Here is a 19,412-nt window from a genome sequence, read left to right as displayed (position 1 = left end):
CTTTTGCAAAACTGCTGGAGCCGACGCCCAAGATGATGTCGATGTCAACAAAAACAACACCATCGCCGCACACGCAACAATCCGCGTCTGGATATGAAGCACCGTTTGACGCTCGAGGAGCCTGGCGAACTTTATCGATCTTCCAGCCATCTGCCTAATCTTTCGCCTGACTCAGTGTCTCAACCGTATGGCCACAATGCCATCCAGTGATGGCAGCGTACAAAAGTGTGGCGAACGCGATGATGACAGCTCCGACAATCGAAGTGAATACGGAAACGAACGCGATGTCGACTTCCATCAGCAGTCCTCCGAAAATCCCGCCTGCCGCTGCGATTCCAGCCCCAATCAACCAGTTCTTCCAGCTTGCAGACTGCTTGGAGAAAGACTCAGCGATGCTGCCCGAAACAATCGAAAACGCACCCTGATTTTTCCAGGCGGCGAACAGAAAAACACCAGCCAGCAAAAATTGAATCGGCAAGGAAACAAACATGTATCCAAAAAACATGCAGGGCAGGGCGGCCACGAACATTGAAAATCCAAACAGCAGCATCGTGCTGGTGAAGTCTGCAAAATCCGTGGCTGAAACCGAATCGACACTGGATTTGCCCTGCGCCGCTTCGCGAAACACGACGCCGCCGACGAACAGCAGCACAACATAGCCGATGAAGAAAATTGCCTGGCCGAAAATCCAGCCCGTAGCATAAGCCATCATTCGGGTTGCCAGCGTCGTCGTTTCTACATCCAGACGGTCGGGTCGTAGCCATTGCCAGACAGAACTGCCAGTCGCCATCAGCGCGATCGCGACCAACGACCAAATCCAAATATTTCCTGACTTCAGCAAACCGACCGCTTTGTCCAGTATCTCGCCGGGCTGAGCCTGGTCGAACTGAAAACCTTTCGGTGCAACGTACTGTGGAGTTTCCTCATCACGCTTGCGACGACGCTTGGCATGAACTCGAACCGGAATGTCTTCGTCATCTTCGACCGGGATCGCGTTTGGCTGTTTCTTCTTGCTGCCTTTGCGAGGCACCCGCGGCAAACGTTTTGGATCCCGCTTCACCTCTGCAACTGCAGCCGCCGGCAACGCAGGAGTCGAAACTGGTGCGCAATTCAGCTCTTCAGGAGCCACGTCCAGGACTTCGATCATCTCATCCGAGTCACTATCATCATCGTCGTCATCGAAATCGGCGGTACTGTCTTTAACCAGCGGGTTGCTAACGGGAGCAACGTAAATCGGATCCATCAGTTGGATCGGCTCGTCATCATCGACGTCGTCTTCAAGATGTTCGTCGGTCAGCTCGGGGACGTCGTCATCCTCAACCAACTCCTCGATAAAAGTTTCCTTTTGGGCGTCCGCAATTTCAGGTGCCAGCTCCAGTTCTGGCATCAACGTCAGCTCTTCGAAGTCGGAGTCCGAAGCGGAAGCGGAGTCCGAAGCAGAGTCGGAGTCATCCGAGTCAGTCGCGTTCACTGGCGGCAAGGAAAGCGGCTCTTCAGCAGGCGAACCTGAAGCGTCCGGGGTCTCGCCGTCGAGTTTGGCAAGCTGCTTTCGTGGCAACACCTCCAGCATCGAATAGCAATCGTTGCACTTTACTTTTGAGCCAACCTGGTGATCCGTCACCAGCAACACCGAGTCACAGACATGACATCGAATGTGCCATGAAGAACCATCTTCCGCTTCGGCTGAAATCCCGTCTATCTTCAACGTTCCGGGGTGATCGTTTTCCTCTTCATCGATCATCCCAGCCAGCAACTTGTCAGTAACCGACATTGGGCTGGGCACGCGGATTGGCTCGCTGCAATGAGAACAATAGATCTGTTCGCCCGATTTGTCTCTGGAGACGGACAGACGCTCCTCGCACTCCGGGCAAGCAAAATTAATGTTAGGGTCGTCGGACGCCAAACGGTTCTCCTTGCGGTTATGAATTGGACTGTCAACGTGTACGCTATTATAGGCAAACGAAACTCAATGCACGAACACCGATTCTTTATTCGGCGTCCTTCTTTGAGACCGATAACTTTCGCAACGCTCTTCCCGGCTTAGCCCATGAAACTGATCAACGTCGCCGCAGGTGTGCTCAACCAGACACCGCTGGACTGGAAAAACAACTCGGACAACATCATTTCGGCCATTACGCAGGCTCGCGACACGAACGTGTCCATTCTTTGCCTGCCGGAACTGTGCATCTCTGGCTATGGCTGTGAAGACGAATTTCACAGCCCAGGAATTCGCGTTTCGGCTCAGGAAATTTTGCTGGAATTGCTTCCCCACACCGTCGGAATGGTGGTTTCCTTTGGCGTACCGTTGATGTACGCAGGCGGTATTTTCAATTGTGCGGCGTTAGCGGTCGACGGACGACTGGTCGGTTTCGTACCCAAACAGCACCTCGCTGGAGACGGAATCCACTACGAACCTCGCTGGTTCAAGGCCTGGCCGGGCGGCATTCACGGAGAGATTGAATTTGGTGATCAGGAGTATCCGATCGGAGACCTGATTTTCGATGTCGGCGGGGTCCGAATCGGTTTTGAAATCTGCGAAGACGCGTGGGTTGGAACGCGGCCCGGCGGAAGTCTGGCGGCCCGTGGCGCGGACATTATCCTCAATCCGAGTGCCAGCCATTTCGCCTTCGACAAACATCAGGTGCGGCAACGCTTTGTGCTCGAAGGCAGCCGCGCGTTCAACGTGTCTTATGTTTACAGCAATCTGACGGGCAATGAGTCCGGCCGAGCAATCTTTGACGGCGACGCGATGATCGCCAGCGGAGGAAACCTGTTGGCTTGTGGTCAGCGTTTGAGCTTCAAACCGGTTTTGCTGACGTCGGCCATCATTAATGTTGAAGCCACGCGGATGGTGCGGGCTCGAACAGGCAGTTTTGAACCGTCGGTCGATGGCGATGAAGACGATGTGATCGATGTCGATTTTGAGTTCCCGCCTTGCAAACTCGAACGTCCGGAACTCGTCAAATCCGAGTGGGAAACCAACACTGACATCAAGGCTGAAGAATTCACCCGCGCGGTTTCACTGGGACTGTTCGACTATTTGCGAAAATCGAACTCGAAAGGATTCATCGTCTCACTCAGCGGAGGTTGCGATTCGGCGAGCGTCGTGGCATTGATCACTTCGATGCTGCAACTTGCCGAAAAGGAACTTGGGTTCGAAGCTCTGCTGGATCGGCTGAAGTGGTGTATTCCGAAATCGAGCGACGACGATTTGCCGAAAGATGTCGCGGAACTCAACCATCGATTGCTGACGACGGTCTATCAGTCCACTCGCAACAGCGGTGAAGTGACGCGTAGCGCGGCAAACAAACTGGCGGCGGCGGTCAACGCAACGCATTACGAATTTGATGTGGACTCGTTGGTACAGGACTATCGAACCATGGTCAGCAAAGCGATTGGCAAAGAGTTGACTTGGGAAAAGCATGACATTGCGCTACAGAACATCCAGGCACGTGTCCGTTCGCCCGGAGTCTGGATGCTGGCTAACATCAACAACGCACTACTGCTTTCGACCAGCAATCGCAGCGAGGCCGCGGTCGGGTACGCGACGATGGATGGTGACACGTCGGGAGGCCTGAGCCCGATCGCGGGAATCGACAAAGCCTATTTGCGTCAATGGTTAAAATGGATGGAAATAACCGGGCCAGTTGGCGGCGCTCCAATTCCCGAGCTCAAACTGGTCAATGATCAGCAACCAACGGCGGAACTGCGGCCTCCGGAAGACGGACAGACCGATGAAGACGACTTGATGCCGTATGACATTCTCGATGCGATCGAGTGCTACGCGATTCGCGACAAGATGGTTCCACTGGAGGTCTTCGAACATATCAAAGTCGATTTCCCGGACGTGGATTCAAAGCAACTCGGATTGTGGACGATCCGTTTCTTCAGGCTTTGGTGTCGAAATCAGTGGAAGCGAGAGAGATATGCTCCGTCGTTTCACCTGGACGACAAAAATCTGGATCCAAAGACCTGGTGTCGTTTTCCAATCCTTTCCGGCGGATTCCGACGTGAAATCGCGGAACTGGAAGCCAATTTGAAGTCGTCGATGGCGTAGCTATTTGCTGGCTCGACGCCGATTTAGCACGACGATGCCGCCATCAATTCCGAACCCGCCCGACACATGCAAAAGATCTTCATCGAGAAACCCTACCGGTTTGTTCGGCCGCTGATGTCGACCTGGCTGCCGTGGCTGCTGAACAATCGCCTGATTCATTCAACGATGCTGCGCACCACTGAGTCCATCGTTGCCGTCAAATCCCGCGGTGTTGATCGGCTTGAAAAGAGCATCAAGGCAGGACATGGAGTTGTGATGATCGGCAATCATCCACGAGTCTCGGATCCGGTCGTCATCTACGATTTGATTCGCCAAGCCAACTCGACCATGTTTGCGATGGCCAGTTGGCATCTGTTCAATCAGGGCTGGTTGAACACGGCGATCATCCGGACTTTCGGAGGCTATTCGGTGAATCGCGAAGGCCTGGACCGGGAGTCAATCAATTTCTCGGTTTCAATGCTTCAAAAAAATGAGCGTCCGATTCTGATGTTTCCCGAAGGGGCCACCAGTCGCACCAATGGTTCGCTAATGCCGTTTCTCGACGGTCCTACATTCGTGGCCCGAACGGCATCAAGGCGAAGGCACAGACAGGGGCTGAAAACCGTCATCCATCCGATCGTCATTCGCTACGAATTTGTCGGTGATTTCGCGACGGAGTTCGAGAAGGTTATCACGTCAATCGAAAACGAACTGCAGATCTCTCCGTCACTGGATTCCAACCCAGCCAAGCGTGTTCAGGTTTCGCTCGATGCGTTGGTTGCGAAGCAGGAACGTGCGTTTGACAGAACAGGAAACCCCAACCATAGCCCTTTTCAACGACGACAGCATCTCGCAGATTCGGTGATGGAAGAAGCCGAAGTTCGCTGGTTTGGAACGCGATCGGAGAAGAACATTGCTAACCGAATTCGCGACATTCGATCACGCGTGTTTCCAGAGCTGTTGGAAAACGAAAATCTGTCAGCAGAAGAACGAAACTTGCGTTGGCATGACCTTGAACGTACTTATCTGGCGTGGCAAATGGCAAGCTATCCGCAAGACTATCTCGCCGGCGATGCTTCCAAAGATCGCATTCTCGAGATCTCTGCAAAGATCCTGGAAGACCTGACGGATCGGCCTCGAAAATGTGGCAAACAAAAAGTCACAATCGAAGTTTGCGAAGCAATCGAAGTGCCTCCGACCAAACACCCGTCCGGCAAACCGGACCCGTTAATTGCAAAGATCCAACATCAGCTTGAGAATGGGCTGTTCGGATCACGAGAGGACTAAAACGCAGCAACGCAGCCACAAAAAAAACCGCGTTCGAAATCCGAACGCGGTTGATCTATTTTGAACGTAACGCTGTGGCTACGACCCGGTCGCTTCGATAACAATTTCTTCGCCGTCGCCGACCGTGATTTCAATCGCTCCAGAAGAGAACTTGCTATCCAGACGAGCCGGTTTCGCCGTTTGCCCCTGAGGAACCCGCTCTTCGAGCGTATCGAACAGCGAAACGCGGTGAGGCCCTTCCGCAGCGCCGACTTTATTATCGGTCGTCCGTAATTCGAATTTGCCCTCTGCGTTGGTCAAACCTTGTGAACTGGGCAACTTGATCGAATCGTCGATGACGTCCGGCATAAATCGAACCATGATGCCTTGAGCCGGAACACCGTCAATTTTGACGATTCCCGAAGTCGGTACCAACTCAGGCCCGCTCTCGCTGCAGCCTACTGCAGACACCATCAGGATCATGGAAAAAGCCAGTAGTAGCCTGTTCAAATTCATGCCGATTCTTTTCATCACTACCAATTCAATCAAGTAAGTTTGTAGCAGCGTTCACTACTCAGGAATAACTTCGCCATCGTTTCGGACGCAACGCAGACGCAAAACGTTCTGTGCGGTGTCATCGCTGAGGAAGTGAACCGAGCCATCGGAGTAGGCAAGGTTGGCACCACCCGGATGGTTACTTCCGAAAGAGCTTAGACGCTGATCCTGATAAAAGTACCAGGCAGATTGTGATCCAGGAGCACCTGATTCGCCAGCCGCCCATGGAATGCGATAGTTGATCGGAGCAAATGCACCGCCCATGATATTTCCAAGACCAGTGTCGCCACCAGCCGGGTACCAGCGAGACCAACCGCGAATTGTGCTGCCGCTGTTGTAGCCGATATCGGTGAACGAGTCGAAGTTAGGGTCCAGGTGCGAGAATTCGCCGAACAGAATTGTGTTGCTTGATCCGTCAGAAATCTGCGAGAATCCGACTTCGATACCTTTAGGAGCATCGGATGCTGCACGAGCATCCGGTCCTGTCGCCATGAACATACCGTCATTGGTAGCGCTGGTCGCATAGATCGGACGCTCACCACCGTTGGCACGATAGCTGGTTCCGCCGTAGTATTCCTCTGGAGTTCCCGTTGACGGGTATGGCAACGATTCGGCGCCAAGCGTGTCTGACGGGCAAAGGAAAGCTGGAATCACAGATGACGCGCGGAACAAATCAGTCGTCGCGACGCGGTTCGCTTTGGGAACTTCTCGATCCATTCCAGAGTAAACGTTGTTCGCTTCGATGAATGGAAGGATGTGATAGAATACAGTATGGCCCTGATAGCCATTGTTCTCGCTCGGAGTGAGTCCGCCGAGGTACTCTTGCTCGAATCCCGGTGGGAATTCCATGTGAGCACTTTCGTAATTGATAGCGGCCAATGCCACCTGTCGCAGATTGTTCGCACATTCGGTGCGTCGTGCTGCTTCACGAACCTGTTGAACTGCTGGCAAAAGCATGCCAATCAGGATGCCAATAATGGCGATCACAACAAGCAACTCGACGAGCGTAAATCCTGAACGCCGCGAGAATTCTTTGCGAGTAAACATCGATGCCTCAAAAGTTAAATATCGAATAATGGAAGAGTTAATTGGGGGTTCCGAATTGTATCCGCCAACCACGCAAAGCATAGCGGCAAAATCGGTACCACAAAGATTCACACGGGATTTCACGGAATTGTAACATTAAGAAACCTTAACCACGCCTTTTACCGTCGCAAAACGCGACACAGCTCGCAAAAGAAGGATTCTTCTTTCGCGTTGGAGGCGCGGTAAATTCACATAGCGATGGTGTCAATTCTTACTGATTCTCCGTATTGTCTGACCACCATTGAAGGACGCTTTCCCCTAAGGGATTTTTGACGCCGGATTCGTAAACATCGGCCAGCCCGTTATCTTTACATTCTTGATGTCAGCATTCCCCATTCAGAGCCGCGCATGTCAACCGATATCGAGATCGCCCGCGAAGCAACACTCAAGCCAATCGTCGAAATCGCTTCCCAGCTTTCGATTCCTGAAACGCAATTGGAGTATTTCGGTCGCTTCAAAGCAAAATTGCCTTTGTCTCTGATCGACGAAGAGAAAGTGGCCGCTTCGAATCTGATCCTCGTTTCTGCTATTTCGCCAACGCCGCCCGGAGAAGGCAAAACGACGATGTCGATCGGGCTGACGCAGGGCATGAACCGGATCGGCAAACAGACAACAGTCGTGCTTCGCGAACCATCGCTCGGCCCGGTGTTTGGCATCAAGGGCGGCGCTACCGGCGGCGGACATTCTCAAGTCCTGCCGATGGAAGATATCAACCTGCACTTCACCGGTGACTTTGCAGCAATCGAGAAAGCGCACAATCTATTGGCCGCCCTGATCGATAACAACTTGCAAGACCGAAAGCGGTCGCTGAACATTGACGGAAGAACCGTCGTCTGGAAACGGGTCTTTGACGTTAACGATCGAGCCTTGCGAAACGTGGTCGTCGGACTTGGCGGCACCTCCGGCGGCGTTCCGCGAGAGACCGGATTCGACATCACTGCGGCATCCGAAATCATGGCGATCCTGTGCCTGTCAAACGATCTTTCGGATCTCAAGCAACGGCTGGGGAACATTTTCATTGGCATGACTCGCGACCGAAAGCCAGTTTTCGCTCGTGACCTCAAAGCTCAGGGCGCCATGGCTGCGCTGCTCAAAGACGCGATCAAACCCAATTTGGTTCAGACGATTGAGGGCACGCCGGCGATCATTCATGGTGGCCCGTTCGCAAACATTGCTCAGGGGACCAACACCGTCATCGCAACACGGATGGGGCTGTCGCTTTCGGACTATGTGGTGACCGAGGCAGGATTCGGCAGCGATCTTGGCGCAGAGAAATTTTGCGACATCAAGTGCGCGTCGTCGGGACTTGCTCCGAAACTGATGGTGATGGTGGCGACGATCCGGGCATTGAAGTATCACGGCGGCGCGGACTTGAAAGAGCTGACGACGCCCGACACCGACGCGCTGCGGAAGGGTTTGGTGAACCTGGAGAAACATCTGGAGAATACACGGCTGTATAACCTCGACGCGGTCGTTGGCATCAACCGCTTCACTTCCGATAGCGATGAAGAACTTGCCATCGTCAAAGCACGCTGTGAAGAGCTGGGCTTCGACGCCGTTGTCGCCAACGTGTGGGGTGAGGGAGGCGCTGGTGCTGAGGAACTGGCACATGCCGTCGTTGCGAAAATCGAGTCGACCGAAAAAACGTTTTCGCCGCTCTACGACTGGAATCAACCGATCGAAGACAAAATCGAAACGGTGTGCACAAAAGTCTACGGGGCTGGCAGCGTCGAATACACGTCTCAGGCGAAAAAAGACCTGCGCAAAATCAAAAAGCTGGGATTCGAAGACTTCGCCGTTTGCATCGCCAAAACGCAAAAGAGCTTTTCCGATGACCCGTCAAAACTGGGCAGGCCTCAGGGTTTCGAAATCACGGTTCGCGAAATCGAAATCAATGCCGGTGCCAAATTTGTCGTGCCGATCACGGGTGAAATGCTGAGAATGCCGGGCTTGCCGTCAATTCCATCGTCCGAGCATATCGACATTTCGGACGACGGAACGATCACCGGTTTGTCATAAGCGTTAGCAGCGTTCGATCACCATCGCGACCGCGTTCCCGCCGCCAAGGCACAAACTGGCGACGCCGATTTTCTTTTCGGTTTGCCTCAGAGCACTCATCAGCGTCACCAGCACGCGGGCTCCGCTGGCCCCGATGGGATGGCCGAGCGAAATTCCGCCGCCCCAAATGTTGACGTTGTTCATATCGAGTTGAAGCTCTTTGACGCAAGCCAACATTTGGCTGGCGAAAGCTTCGTTGATCTCGAACAGGTCGACCTGGTCGAGCGACATGTCGGCTTTCTTCAAGGCTCCGCGGATGGCTTCGACCGGCGCGATAAACAGATCTTTCGGCTCGGTCCCGGAAGTGTAATTCGCGACGATTCTAAATTTGCTGGTGGCGCTTGCCGCGGCTTCTTCGCTGACCACAACGACCGCTGCGGCGCCATCGGAAAGCGTCGAGGCATTGCCCGCGGTGACAGAACCTTCGCGATCAAAGACGGGGCGGAGCTTGGATAGCCCTTCGGCGGTTGAGTCGGCGCGAACGCATTCGTCCCGATCGACGACTTTGTCTCCTTTGCGATGCTTGATCGTGACGGGAACGATTTCGTTGTCGAAGAATCCGGCCTCGATCGCCGCAGAGGCTCGCTGTTGGCTTGTCGCCGAAAGCTCGTCTTGCTGCTCGCGAGTGACGTCGAATTTTTTGGCAATGTGTTCGGCGTGCATTCCCATGTGGCAGTTTTCAAAAGAACAAGTCAGACCGTCATAGACCATGGCGTCGACCAGTGCTCCATCGCCAAGCTTCAAGCCGCCGCGAAGGTTTTTGACCAGATGCGGAGCCGCCGACATGTTCTCCATTCCGCCGGCGACGATCACGGAAGCGTCACCGCAACGAATCGCCTGGTCGGCCAGCATAACAGCCTTCAAACCCGAACCGCAGACTTTATTGACGGTCAGCGCTGCGATCGAGTTCGGCAGTCCGGCAGCGAGAGCCGCCTGTCGCGCGGGAGCTTGTCCGACTCCGGCGCCGATCACGTTGCCCATGATGACTTCGTCGACGCTGTCCGCGGAGATTTGGGCTTTCGACATGGCGGATTCGATGGCGATGCCGCCGAGTTGCGGGGCCGGGAGCGAACTTAATCCGCCAAGGAAACTGCCGATCGGAGTTCGAGCACCGCTGATGAGATAACTGCTGGCCATGGTTCACCACGTTTGAAAATTGAACGTTCAAATCTGGAGGACCGCTTCGAAATCGATTCGCAGGATTTGCGACTGCCTCCACACCTACATTATGTCAGATGTTTTGATTTCGACGAGGCCGCGAACGACTGAGCAGCTACGACTCGAGCTCTTCCGCGAATCGCGTTTGCAGACACTCGAGCCCGCGGGCTCCGTCGTCACCGTCGACCACGACATTCACACGCACCTCGGAAGTACTGATCATCTCGACATTGATACCGGCTTCGGCCAACGCTTCGAACGATCCCATCGCAACGCCGGTGTGGCTGCGCATGCCAATTCCGGAAACGGATAGCTTGGAAATACGTTCTCTGAAGTCGATCTTTTCGCAACCATATTCCTTGCTGGCCTCTTCCGCGACTGCGACTGCGTCCTGAAGCTGTTCCCGCTTGACCGTGAACGTGATGTCCGCGATCTGCTCGTTGTTGAAGCTCTGAACGATCATGTCGACAAAAACGCCCTTGTCCGCAATCTGCTCAAACAGGCTGGCCGCCAACCCCGGACGGTTGGGAATTTTGCAAATCGTGATGCGAGCCTGAGTATTGTCCAGCACGATGTCGTCGATCGTTAACGCTTCCATCCCGATGACTTGCAGGCGTTCGATTACGTCCAACGCGCTCACGTCTCGCTTTGCCGTTTCAGATGGTCGAACTTCGTTGGGCTGAGCCTCGATTTTGTCCAGTGAGAACTCGCCATGGATGGTGCGGAGCGCGTCGAGTGCATTCGTTCGGTCGACCAGAACCGAGATCTTGATTTCGCTGGTCGTGATAATTTCAAGGTTGATTCCGGCGTCCGCCAACACGCGAAACATCCGATTGGCAACGCCGGCTTCATGAGCCATCCCCAAACCGACGGCTGAAACTTTCGAAACGTTTTCGTTGACCGGCGCCAGCGTTCCACCAAGCTCGGCCACGACGTCTTTGATAACAGAGACCGCTTCGGCGGCTTCGCCACGCGGAACCGTGAAGCTGATGCTGGTCGTATCATCGTCGCTCACGTTTTGCACGATCATGTCGACCGTGATTTTGCGATCCGCGATCGGCTTGAAGATTTTCAGGATCGTGCCGGGAACGTCGGGAACATCCATCACCGAAACCATGGCTTCATCGCGAGTCAACGCGGCTCCACTGACAACCATGCCGGCCGTATCAGCGTCGTCGACGATCAATGAGCCGGGTCCGTCGCTAAGGCTACTGCGAACGTGGATTGGGACGTTGAACTTCTTGCCGAACTCGATCGAGCGACTGTGCATCACCCCGGCGCCGAGGCTCGCGAGCTCCAACATCTCGTCGTAACAAACTCGCGGCACCAGGCATGCCTCCGGGAGAACGCGCGGGTCGGTCGTATAGATGCCGTCGACGTCGGTGTAAATTTCGCACTGGTCCGCGCCCAGAACTGCAGCGAGCGCGACGGCTGTTGTGTCGCTTCCGCCGCGGCCAAGCGTGGTGATGTTGAATTGATCGTCGATGCCCTGGAAACCTGCCGCGATGACAATGTTGCCTTCATCGAGCAGCGCTTTCATGCGATCGGTCGAAATCGAATGGATGCGAGCCTTTGTGTGAGAGCTATCGGTTTTGATTCCGATCTGAGCACCCGTGAGGCTGACGCCTTTGTAACCCAGCGAGTCAATCGCCATCGCCATCAACGCGACGCTCACTTGCTCGCCGGTCGACAGCAACATATCCATTTCGCGAGCCGGCGGTTTCTCGTTGATCTCGGCGGCGAGTGAAATCAGCGTGTCGGTGTTTTTACCCATCGCACTGACGACCATAACGACTTGATGGCCATGTTGATGAGCCCGTACGGCTTTGCGTGCTGCGGCAAGAATTTTTTCGCTGTCGGCAACGCTGGTGCCGCCGAATTTTTGTACGACTAACGACATTTTCGTGGTGGTTGGTAGAAGGTAACTTTATTCGAAGCGACATTTATAATTGAGCCAAGCCGATTTCGGTACGCGTAACCCAATGCAATCGTGGAATTGTGCGAGTTTGCTGCCCGAAGAATGGAATCAATTCCATTGTCGGCCTCCATAGGGGTTTCCCAGTTGAACCCCAGTCCGGTCTTGGCCACAATTCAGAACATTCACACGCCAAATTTACGAATTGGAAACCAGATGGATCGAGTCATCTTCTGCGCGGCAATCGCCATCAGCTTTCTGTTTGCCGCTACCGGCCTCACGCAAAAATCGAAGTCGAGCGAGGCGATCGCTTGCAGAATCGATTTGAATAACGTGAAGCACATGTCGGACATTGCGTCGAACGCTTTGATGCACGAGTTCCACATCGACGAACCGAAAGTGTTTGGCTTTTTGAAAACAGCCCGCAAGAACCACGACGACGGCAAGTCACTCGCCGTGGCGACTGCGAAAGAGTTTGGAATTGCCGAAGCAGATTTCCTTGCGGCGATTGAAGCTTACAAACATGTGAACTGTACGCATGAAGGCGGCGGGGAATCCAAGTCTGAGCCAGCCGGCGACGGAACGATCTCGCCGTTCGCGAAAGACGTTCTGTTTCACGTCGTCGTCCACGAACTTGGTCACGCTCTGGTTCGCGAATTTGATTTGCCGGTTCTTGGCAATGAGGAGACTTTGGCGGACACGTTTGCGACGCACTACATCGTTTCGCGAATGCCAAAGGCGAGGGCTTCGTCCATTTTGAAAGCAAGGATTTCTTCGTTGATGATTGAGGCGGAAGAGGTGCCTCGCAACGAATGGACGGTCAAAGGCGAACACAATTCAGATGCACGCCGAGCCTATCAGATCGCGGCGACTGCGATTGCGTACGATTCGGAAGCTTTCGGATCGCTGGCAGACCTGGTCGAGATGACCGGATCGGAGTTTCGTGGGGCGAGGGATTACGGAAGCGAACTGCATCGTTCGTGGCGTCGAATTCTGAAGCCGCTTTGGATGAACGACGGCATGAAGTCCAAGGAAGCGCGGTTGGCAATTGAAGACGATTCAATGTTTGCGTCGGCGCTCGAGAGCGGAGATTTCGCGACTGAGCTGGAGGCCGTTTTGCGGTCGTTCGATTGGCATTCGCAAGTCACGTTGCGATTCGCAAGCGGTGATGGCGGAGCTGGATGGAATCGGTCCGCCCGGACGATCACGGTTTACGATGAGTACGTTAGGCGTTTTAACGCGCAGGGTGAGAAGTAGGTTGGGCGGTTGAGTAGGTTGAACTGCTGAGTAAATCGCGTGTTGAATAGGTCAGGCTGTCCCAGCCTGACACATCATGAACAAGTCTGGGACAGACTTGCCTACTCCTACGACCGAACGTCCACGAAATGGCCTTCGATCGCAGCCGCTGCCGCCATCGCCGGCGAGACCAAATGCGTCAATCCTCCGCGTCCCTGACGCCCCTCGAAGTTACGATTGCTCGTCGAAGCACATCGCTGACCGGGCTCCAGTTTGTCTGGATTCATCGCCAGACACATGCTGCAACCGGCCTCTCGCCATTCAAATCCGGCTTCGAGAAACACCTTGTCCAGGCCTTCTGCTTCCGCCTGCAATTTGACTTGCCCGCTGCCAGGCACCACCATCGCGTCGACTTTGTCAGAAACTTTGCGGCCCGCAATCGTCGCTGCGGCTTCGCGAAGATCTTCGATTCGCGAATTCGTACACGAACCGATAAACACGCGATCGATTTCAATGTCCACGATCTTCTGACCGGGCGTGAGGTTCATGTACTCGATCGCCAACTGTGCCGATTGGGCCACGACGGCATCATCGAAGTCAGCCGGATTCGGCACCACGCCGTCGACGCCAATCACCTGACCCGGGTTCGTTCCCCACGTGACTTGTGGGGCAATCTTCGACGCGTCAAAAATCTCGACGCGATCATAAGCCGCACCTTCGTCCGTCGGCAGCTTCCGCCATTTTTCCGCGACGACATCGAAGTCCGCGGGTGCGAATTCTTTGCCGCGAATGTAGTCGATCGTCGTTTCGTCAGGAGCGATCAATCCGGCTCGGGCTCCGCCTTCGATCGACATATTGCAGATCGTCATCCGCTGCTCCATCGACAATGCACGAATCGCCTCGCCGGTGTACTCCAGCACATAGCCTGTTCCGCCGGAGGTCGAAATCTGTCCAATCAGAAACAGAATCAGGTCCTTACTGGTGACTCCGGGAGCAAGCGTATTGTCGAAGCGAGCCTCCATCGTTTTCGGTCGAGTCTGCAACAACGTTTGCGTTGCCAACACGTGTTCGACTTCGCTGGTTCCGATCCCGAAAGCCAACGCTCCGAACGCGCCGTGCGTCGAAGTATGCGAGTCGCCGCAGACGATCGTCATTCCGGGCTGAGTCAATCCAAGCTCTGGGCCGATCACGTGGACGATGCCCTGTTTGGGGCTGTCGAGGTCGTAAAGTCGTACGCCGAAGTCTTTGCAGTTCTGCCGCAGCGTATCAATCTGCTTACGCGAAATCAGATCGACAATTGGAAGATGTCGATCGATCGTCGGCACGTTGTGGTCTTCCGTGGCAACCGTCAAATCGGGACGACGGACTTTTCGGCCGGCAACGCGGAGACCTTCAAACGCCTGCGGACTGGTGACTTCGTGGACCAAATGCAAATCGATATACAGCATCGTTTGCTTGCCCGGTTCGTGGTGCACGACGTGCTGGTCCCAGATTTTTTCGAACAGAGTGCGTGGCGTTTTGGCGATCATGACGATTCCGGTCGGGATTCTCTTGGCAAATGGTGGTTTGGCAACGTCTGGCCGAGACATGCCTGTTGGTTCGGCTATCATAAAGCCAAGCTTGATTTTCTGGAAGTTTCCCTTTCGAGTCACTCCCAAACAAAGTACGCTTCGCCAAACTTTTGCCCCGTTTCGATCCCCAACCCTCCGTCGATCCCAAACGCTCCGACGTGACCTGAATTAGATGACTGAAATCATTAAAGCCGCCGTTCTCGGAATCGTTCAAGGGCTGACCGAATTCCTTCCTGTCAGTAGCAGCGGCCACATCGAGATCGTTCGAGCGTTGCTTGGCGACAAAGCCGTCGGCGAAGCGTCGATTCTGATGACGGTCGTTCTGCACTTTGCAACCGCGATCAGCACGGTAGTTGTTTTCCGCAAAGAAGTCGGCGAAATCCTCAAAGGACTTTTCCAGTTCAAGTACAACGAGCACTCGGAGTTCACTCTGAAGATCATCCTTTCGATGATCCCGGCGGCTTTCGTTGGAATGGCGTTCGAAGAGGAGATCGACGACCTGTTCACCAAGAACATGTTGCTGGTCGGATGCATGTTGCTGGTGACCGGCGTGCTTCTGCTGCTGGCGGATCGCGCAAAGAACACGGACAAGTCGGTTGGTTTTGTGAGCGCCCTCATCGTCGGCATCTCGCAGGCGATCGCGATTCTGCCAGGCATCTCCCGCTCCGGCGCCACGATTTCGACTTGCGTGCTGCTGGGCATCGACCGTTCGAAAGCCGCCCGGTTTTCCTTTTTGATGGTGGTGCCGCTGATCTTTGGAAAGATGGCGAAGGATTTGCTCGATGGCGAGTTGTGGAGTGCGGGCGTTGATCCGGTTTCTTTGATCGTTGGCTTCAGCGCGGCGTTCATCACCGGTTTACTGGCTTGCACGTGGATGATTTCGCTGGTGAAAGCCGCCAATTTGCGCTGGTTCTCATGGTACTGCTTCGCGGTCGGAGCGATCGCGATCGCGGCGGGAATCTATTCGTTCTCCGGCTAAAACTTTGCGGTCAACCTCTGCCGAAACGGCGCTCAAATCTGCTGAGACCAGGCATTCTGCGGCGAATGCGAGACTGCCCCAAGCCCGTAAACTCCGGGATTCTTGGCCGGTTGCAACTCGCGTTGACCCGAGGTCGTGATTTCTCTACGGTCCACGCATGCAGTTCCCGGTAAAGCATCCAAAACTACACTTATGCTGCGCACTTTTCGCGTTTGTCGCGACGCTGTGCGCCTGCTCGGGCTTGTTCGCTCAAAACCAATGGCTGGTCCTGACAAACGGCCAAACCATTGAAGGCAACATTTCGCTCGACGACGATCGCTACACGGTCGAAATGCAAAACGGCAGTCGAATCATCATTGGCGCCGACCGGGTGAACTTCGTCGCGGATTCGATCAGCGATATCTACTGGGACAAGTGGAGTCGCGTGGATCCGACGGATGCAAACAGCCACATCAGCCTGTTTCGCTGGTGCCTGAAGCATGATTTGCTGGACGAAGCTCAGCAGCAAATTGACCTGGTCGCAAAAATTGAAAATCTCGAAGATCAGGCGAGCCATCTGACACGGATGGCTCAGGAGCTGGAACTCGTATTCACACGTATCGAAAAAGAAGCCCTGCTGGCGAAACAAAAAGAAATCGAAGCCCTGCAGATTCGCAGCTTGCCTGAAATCGAAACGGGCAGAAAGCCAGAATTCGCAGCAGTCCCGACCATTCCGTCTACTCCGATTGACGAAGAAGGCCGACCCGTCCGCAGGCTTGAGCCAATGCCTCAACGTGGCCCGGACGTTGCCAGCGAGGTCGAACTGGTTGACTTTGAGGAAGACGTTGCACCGGCGCCCAAGCCGCTGACCAGGCGTAGCAAACCGGCTTGGGTTAACAACCGGCAACTCGATCGCGAAACACGCATGATGGCCGACGGCACGGTCAGCTTTTACAAACGTCACCTGGAGCCGACGCTAATTGAGAACTGCATTCAGTGCCATGATTCTCGCAGCGTGGCGATGCCGTTGAGCAAACGTTCGTTTGGGCAAACGATTCCGCGTCGCATGAGCCAACAGAATCTACATTTCGTGATGGAACAGGTAGATCGCTCGAATCCGTTGGCCAGTAAGTTGCTGAGCATGGCGACGATGGCTCATGGCGAACAGAGTTCTGCTGCGTTCAGCGCCAACGATCCGTTCGTGTTCGAATTGAAAAAATGGTCTGTCGCGGTCAGCACCGATCCGGCCAGATGGCTGATGCAGCTGGCTGAGGAATCTTATGTTTCACCTATCCCAGCGGCTTCTCAGGATCGGCCTGAAGTACAAAGTGAATTGCCAGAACAGCCGAAACCGCAACAGCAATCGGTCGAGACTGCGGAGCAAACTGCAAACGAAGTCATCGAAGTGGAATCCCCGGCCGTCGACCCTTACGATCCGTCCGAGTTCAATCGCAAATAGCCAGGCTGTTTAGAGGCAGTTTCAAAACCTTGTGGCTGCGGCGTCTCGCCGCAGTTGATACCAGAAATACTGCGGCGAGACGCCGCAGCCACTGCCAAGTGATCAGTTTTGAAACTGGCTCTAAGCAAAGCCTGCCTTTATCACCAGCGTTGTAGCACGACGTGTGAGCGAAAGAATACGCAATTGCTCGCTCGACTTCGCCCTATTTTAAAACTTGCGCAATCGGCGTTTGACGATCCCTTGCGGCACATCTTCCAGCTTCATCGCCGTGATCTTCCACTGGTTGTCGATCGCCTGAACATCAAACGACGCGTCATAAACGTTCGTACGCTCATGAATGTGCCCCCAATGCTCGACGTCGCCCACAAGGTTCCACTTGCAACGGTAAACGAACCCGGGCTTGGCGGTTGAAAAGCTCTTTCCATTTTCCCGCAGCTTGCCTTTCAAAAGATTCACTTCCGTGATGTTGGCCACGGCACCGCCCTGTTCCTTGATTCGCAAACTGTCATTCAGTTGCAGGTAAAGTTCTCCAAGCAGTTTGCCGTCGACGCTTTTCGCCAAACCATCATAAATGCGGCTCTCGCTGGAATAGTCAAACGCGCGAAACAGATTCGCATGCAAAGCCGCGAACACCTCGTCAGCTTTTTGCTCCGAGACTTGCATCCGACGACTCCACGGAGCGTACAGGTCGACTTTCACCAGCGGTACGCACAACAACGCCGCCGCGGTCAACGCACCCGCAATCGTGAAACGCTGTGCTTTCGAATCCCGAAAACGACCGCTGGCAAACGTGACGATCGCCCCGACGAACAGAAGCAAACTGAGCCACGGGAAACCTTCCCAAAACGGCAAATCAAATTCAGCGGGCACAGTTTCGATGGCTTCGTCGTTGACCGGTTCCGCGTTGGACCATGTGTAAGTATTGTTCTCGAGGAACTTTGAAAACTGCGTTCGGCGCACGGTCCCCAAAGCGATCACGACGGTGTCCACGCTGCGAACGATAGAATTGAACATGTCCCAAGTGACCGAAACATGAGCCGGCGCGCCGCCCGGATCGTAGCTCATGATGACACCGACTCGACCGTTGGCCATCGAGATTTTTCGACGTTCAGCTTGCATTGCAAAATCACGAATATCCAGCCCATAGAAATCGATCCGGTCAAACTTGGGTTGCACCGCGTTGGCGTCAATGGTGACCGGATTGGCCGCTGACAACAACGCTTCGATCTTGGGCTTGAGCGCGTCCTGTTCGTCGATTTCAAGAAATCTGCCGTCTTCGCTTTCGATGTCAATGAAAGTCGACAGGCTGGCGATCGGAATCAGAATTTCCTGGCGAACCTCACGACGGGTGATGTAAAAGAAACTGTAGACGCTGCCGTAGCTCTCAATGCCAAGGTTCTTTTCGCGCTGCTCTTCCAGCCACTTGTCCCATACCGCGACGTCATCGTTTTTGTCCGGCACGCCCTCCCAGTCAAACTGGAACGTTTCCGGAATCGCAGGCTTCATGATTTTACCGCTGCCACCGTATGAAACGTCAGCGCCAGACTGTTTCACGATGTACTTCAGCTCCGTGGGAAGCAGAGCTCCATCGGCAATCATCCGCTGTTCCATCGTGATAAACTCAGGCGGCTCCTCGTACGTGTATTCGAAAATGTAGCCGATCGTGTAGTTCATCAGCTGCCCGGCCGGGATACCTTCTTTCGGTATTTCGAACGGCCTGATTTCGGTAACTTCTCCTTCGAGGACTTCTCCCTCGGCGTCCATGATCAGGATTTTCTCAAGCAGATATTTGGCGTGGTCCTGGGTGCCTTCCTGCAGCTCGGTGTTGTCGTATTTGCCCGTTTCTTCGTAAGGTTCGACGCCGTGCAGCAGTTCAAGATCTTCCGCATAGCACTTCAGCCGCATGATCAGCTTCCTGCGGCCGACCAGCACATCGGCTTCGACGATCGAAAGCGGGTGATTGACGCCGGCCGAAACAGAATTCTCACCAGCCGCCGCGGATGAGAAAATTGACGTCACACAAACGACTGCGAACGATAGCGAAAAAGCAATGCTCTTGAACATTCCGAACATATATCCTCTGAATTTGTCTTCCGTTGTCGGATTGCGAAAAC

The 19,412-nt window shown here is 54.3% G+C and carries 13 protein-coding genes; 6 read left to right on the top strand and 7 right to left on the bottom strand.

The features are described 5' to 3' along the window. Positions 1–154 precede the first annotated feature (154 nt). Complete coding sequence (locus tag MFFC18_RS05220) at positions 155–1,771, bottom strand: hypothetical protein (protein WP_075081751.1); 1,617 nt, start codon at positions 1,769–1,771, stop codon at positions 155–157. A 276-nt stretch (positions 1,772–2,047) separates the two neighbouring features. On the opposite strand from MFFC18_RS05220, the gene nadE reads away from it, so the two are divergent. Both nadE and MFFC18_RS05210 read left to right on the top strand, forming a co-directional pair. After that, positions 2,048–4,057 (top strand): NAD(+) synthase, encoded by a 2,010-nt coding sequence (gene nadE, locus MFFC18_RS05215; RefSeq protein WP_075081752.1) that lies wholly within the window; start codon positions 2,048–2,050, stop codon positions 4,055–4,057. Positions 4,058–4,123: 66 nt separating this feature from the next. Next, complete coding sequence (locus MFFC18_RS05210) at positions 4,124–5,323, top strand: 1-acyl-sn-glycerol-3-phosphate acyltransferase (protein ID WP_075081753.1); 1,200 nt, start codon at positions 4,124–4,126, stop codon at positions 5,321–5,323. A gap of 78 nt (positions 5,324–5,401) precedes the next feature. Here the strand turns inward: MFFC18_RS05210 and MFFC18_RS05205 are convergent, their stop codons facing one another. Together MFFC18_RS05205 and MFFC18_RS05200 are read right to left on the bottom strand one after the other, a co-directional pair. After that, positions 5,402–5,818 (bottom strand): hypothetical protein, encoded by a 417-nt coding sequence (locus tag MFFC18_RS05205; RefSeq protein WP_148618656.1) that lies wholly within the window; start codon positions 5,816–5,818, stop codon positions 5,402–5,404. 54 nt (positions 5,819–5,872) lie between these two features. Next, positions 5,873–6,904 (bottom strand): DUF1559 domain-containing protein, encoded by a 1,032-nt coding sequence (locus tag MFFC18_RS05200; RefSeq protein WP_075081755.1) that lies wholly within the window; start codon positions 6,902–6,904, stop codon positions 5,873–5,875. A gap of 387 nt (positions 6,905–7,291) precedes the next feature. On the opposite strand from MFFC18_RS05200, the gene MFFC18_RS05195 reads away from it, so the two are divergent. Continuing rightward, positions 7,292–8,962, top strand: coding sequence for a formate--tetrahydrofolate ligase (locus MFFC18_RS05195; protein ID WP_075081756.1), 1,671 nt, complete (start codon positions 7,292–7,294; stop codon positions 8,960–8,962). Between the two features lie 3 nt (positions 8,963–8,965). Here the strand turns inward: MFFC18_RS05195 and MFFC18_RS05190 are convergent, their stop codons facing one another. Together MFFC18_RS05190 and MFFC18_RS05185 are read right to left on the bottom strand one after the other, a co-directional pair. Further along, on the bottom strand, positions 8,966–10,138 hold the full coding sequence (locus MFFC18_RS05190; RefSeq protein WP_075081757.1) for an acetyl-CoA C-acetyltransferase: 1,173 nt from the start codon (positions 10,136–10,138) through the stop codon (positions 8,966–8,968). 136 nt (positions 10,139–10,274) lie between these two features. Further along, a complete protein-coding gene (locus tag MFFC18_RS05185; RefSeq protein WP_075081758.1) occupies positions 10,275–12,059 on the bottom strand; it encodes an aspartate kinase in 1,785 nt (594 codons plus the stop codon). A gap of 231 nt (positions 12,060–12,290) precedes the next feature. On the opposite strand from MFFC18_RS05185, the gene MFFC18_RS05180 reads away from it, so the two are divergent. Further along, on the top strand, positions 12,291–13,331 hold the full coding sequence (locus MFFC18_RS05180; RefSeq protein ID WP_084416736.1) for a DUF4344 domain-containing metallopeptidase: 1,041 nt from the start codon (positions 12,291–12,293) through the stop codon (positions 13,329–13,331). A gap of 107 nt (positions 13,332–13,438) precedes the next feature. On the opposite strand, the gene leuC is transcribed toward MFFC18_RS05180, so the two are convergent. Further along, positions 13,439–14,839 (bottom strand): 3-isopropylmalate dehydratase large subunit, encoded by a 1,401-nt coding sequence (leuC, locus tag MFFC18_RS05175; protein WP_075081970.1) that lies wholly within the window; start codon positions 14,837–14,839, stop codon positions 13,439–13,441. A gap of 214 nt (positions 14,840–15,053) precedes the next feature. On the opposite strand from leuC, the gene MFFC18_RS05170 reads away from it, so the two are divergent. Together MFFC18_RS05170 and MFFC18_RS05165 are read left to right on the top strand one after the other, a co-directional pair. After that, positions 15,054–15,860, top strand: coding sequence for an undecaprenyl-diphosphate phosphatase (locus MFFC18_RS05170; protein ID WP_075081760.1), 807 nt, complete (start codon positions 15,054–15,056; stop codon positions 15,858–15,860). Between the two features lie 241 nt (positions 15,861–16,101). After that, complete coding sequence (locus MFFC18_RS05165; protein ID WP_168211070.1) at positions 16,102–17,298, top strand: hypothetical protein; 1,197 nt, start codon at positions 16,102–16,104, stop codon at positions 17,296–17,298. A gap of 207 nt (positions 17,299–17,505) precedes the next feature. Here the strand turns inward: MFFC18_RS05165 and MFFC18_RS05160 are convergent, their stop codons facing one another. Further along, complete coding sequence (locus MFFC18_RS05160) at positions 17,506–19,362, bottom strand: hypothetical protein (RefSeq protein ID WP_148618654.1); 1,857 nt, start codon at positions 19,360–19,362, stop codon at positions 17,506–17,508. Between the last annotated feature and the right edge of the window lie 50 nt (positions 19,363–19,412).

Origin of the sequence: Mariniblastus fucicola, from assembly GCF_008087665.1 — a bacterium.
GTDB classification, from domain to species: Bacteria; Planctomycetota; Planctomycetia; order Pirellulales; family Pirellulaceae; genus Mariniblastus; species Mariniblastus fucicola.
This window is presented reverse-complemented; position numbering and strand designations above follow the sequence as displayed.